Here is a 2,561-nt window from a genome sequence, read left to right on the forward strand (position 1 = left end):
GTAAGCGCGATTTTCCCCGCACCTTCTGCAATTGAGTGAGCTTTGGCATGAGGTGTCCACCAAAATAGGTGGACACCAAGTGATGGAAGAAGGTCAAAAACTTGCGGTGCGGCTGGTCGGTCGGAATGGGAGACGCCGTTTCGATCAAAGTTCGAAAGACCGCCTTATTGCGGCCTGCCTTGAACCTGGCGCATCGGTATCGAAACTCGCGCGCGAACACGGGGTCAACGCGAACCTTGTTTGGAAATGGATACGGAAGCACACCCAGCCGCTTGCGTCGCCGCCGTCTTCGACATCGTCTTTTATTGCGGTGCAAATCACCGCGGCGAGCGACGAGTTTGAGTTTGGTGAAGAGCTGCCTCGGAAAGCAGAGAGGAACCGGCCGCTGCCCTCTCCAGCGAAGGTGAGCGCGTCACTGCCGAACGGCGTGAAGCTGACGTTGGAATGCGGTGACGTAGATGCATTGACGGCAATCATCGGAGCGCTGGGTCATGTTCAGACTTGGCGCTGATCTCAAGGTTTACCTACATCGCGAGCCGATCGACTTTCGGGCCGGCATCAACAGCCTTGCTGTCCTGGTCCAGGAGACGATGGCGCTGGATCCTTTTGCTCCTGCGGTTTTTGCCTTTTGCAATCGCCGTCGTGACCGGGTGAAGCTTTTGTTCTTCGACCGGTCCGGCTTTGTGCTGATCCTGAAGCGGTTGACCGAGGACAAGTTCAGATGGCCCCGCCGCGAGGTGCCGGTCGTTGTGCTGACGACAGAACAGCTCCACTGGATTCTCGACGGCATCGATATCGATGCGATGATCCGCCATCCGGTGCGGCAGTATCAGGTCGCCGGCTGAGGATGGCGAATAGCGATTGACGCGCAGGGGCGGTTCAGATTCAAGAATCTGATGACTCGCACCGGCGAACCGAGCATTGCAGAACTGATGGCGCAATTGGCAGCCAATGCTGCCGAAATCGCTGCGCTCAAAGCCGAGAAGGAAGCGCTCTCGCAGCGTGTCGTAAAGCTTGAGGAGGAGTTGGCGCTTGCAAAGCTGCATCGCTTTGCACCCCGCAGCGAAAAGCACGTTGATCGCCTCTTCAACGAAGCCGAAGAGGCTGCCGACGAAGATGACAGCGGCGACGGTGATGACGTTGTCGATCTCCCCGACACGGGCCTGCCGGCGGTCGCGAGCGCCGTGGGAAAAAAACGCGGCCGCAGACCTCTGCCGGAAGACCTGCCGCGTGAGCGTGTCGAATATGACCTTCCCGACGATCAGAAGGCTTGCCCGTGCTGCGATAGTCAAATGCATCGCATGGGCGAGGCCGTTACCGAGCAGCTTCATATCGAAGTCAAGGCAAAGGTCCTGCAGAACGTCCGGTTCAAATATGCCTGCCGCCATTGCGACCGCACCGGCATCAACACACCCGTCGTGATCGCACCGATGCCGACGCAGCCCCTGCCGGGCAGCATCGCTACCGCTTCGACGCTAGCCTTCGCGCTCGTCCACAAATACGTCGATGGCACACCGCTCTACCGCGTGGCGCAGACATTCGAGCGGGCCGGCGTGCCGATCAGCCGCGGCGCTCTCGCTCACTGGGTCATCGGTTCAAGCGAGAAGCATCTGCATCGCATCTATGACGCTCTGAAACTGCGGCTGCGATCGCAGCCTCTCATTCACGGCGATGAGACCTCAGTCCAGGTCCTGAAGGAAAAGGACAAGGAGGCCACCAGCACATCGTATATGTGGGCTTATCGCAGTGGCGAGGATAGTGACCAGCCAATCGTACTGCTCGATTATCAGCCCGGCCGAGGCCAGATCCACCCCCAGACCTTCCTCGGTGACTACCGCGGCATATTGGTGAGCGATGGCTACACCGCGTGGCGCACATTGCATGGCGCAACCCATGTCGGATGCATGGCTCATTCACGACGGCGCTTCGTCGAGGCTCTCAAAACCCGGAAGAATGGAGGCGGACCGCCGGAACAGGCACTCCGGTTCTTCGAGCAGCTATACCGGATCGAAAAGCAGGCAAGAGACAAAACCCCGGATGCCGGTGAGACGACGGCTGATTGCATTCGCCGTTTCCGCCAACAGCACAGCTTGCCTGTCCTGAACGCCCTAAAGGCGTGGCTCGACGCCATCGCGCCGAAGGTCGTGCCGGATACCAAGCTCGGCGACGCCGTCTCCTACACCCTGAACCAATGGGATTACCTGACACGCTATACCAGCGACGGCAGGATGCCGATCGATAACAACATTCTGGAACGCGAAATCAGAGTTTTTGCCACCGGAAGAAAATCGTGGCTGTTCAGCGACACCGCCGACGGAGCCAAGGCCAGCGCAGTGATCTACAGTCTGATGCTCACTTGCCGCGCCTGTGGCGTAGACCCGCTTGCCTGGCTGCGCTACGTGCTCACTGAGTTGCCGAAGCGGGACGAAAGGGCCGACATCGTCGACCTGCTGCCGTTCAACTTCGCCAGAACCGAAGCCGCCTGACACAATACGGTTCCAAACGTTGATCCGATGCCAATCAACGGGTTGGCGTCAACGTGCAGCGGAAATCGCGCTTAC

3 protein-coding genes are annotated in these 2,561 nt (G+C 59.2%); all 3 read left to right on the forward strand.

The features are described from left to right. Positions 1 to 79: 79 nt before the first annotated feature. The 3 genes from tnpA to tnpC are packed head-to-tail and all read left to right on the forward strand — an operon-like array spanning position 80 to position 2,486. The gene (gene tnpA, locus FBZ99_RS32905; protein ID WP_145637463.1) at positions 80 to 511 is read left to right on the forward strand and encodes an IS66-like element accessory protein TnpA; all 432 of its coding nucleotides are present in this window, start codon (positions 80 to 82) and stop codon (positions 509 to 511) included. After that, entirely contained in the window at positions 492 to 845 is a 354-nt protein-coding gene (gene tnpB, locus FBZ99_RS32910; protein ID WP_054185782.1) for an IS66 family insertion sequence element accessory protein TnpB, read from the forward strand. Before tnpA ends, tnpB begins: the two co-directional genes overlap by 20 nt. Positions 846 to 896: 51 nt before the next feature. Then, positions 897 to 2,486, forward strand: a complete 1,590-nt coding sequence (gene tnpC, locus FBZ99_RS32915) for an IS66 family transposase (RefSeq protein WP_145637466.1) — start codon at positions 897 to 899, stop codon at positions 2,484 to 2,486. Positions 2,487 to 2,561: the final 75 nt, after the last annotated feature.

This window comes from Rhizobium sp. ERR 1071, assembly GCF_007828675.1.
In the GTDB taxonomy this organism is placed as follows: Bacteria; Pseudomonadota; Alphaproteobacteria; order Rhizobiales; family Rhizobiaceae; genus Rhizobium; species Rhizobium dioscoreae.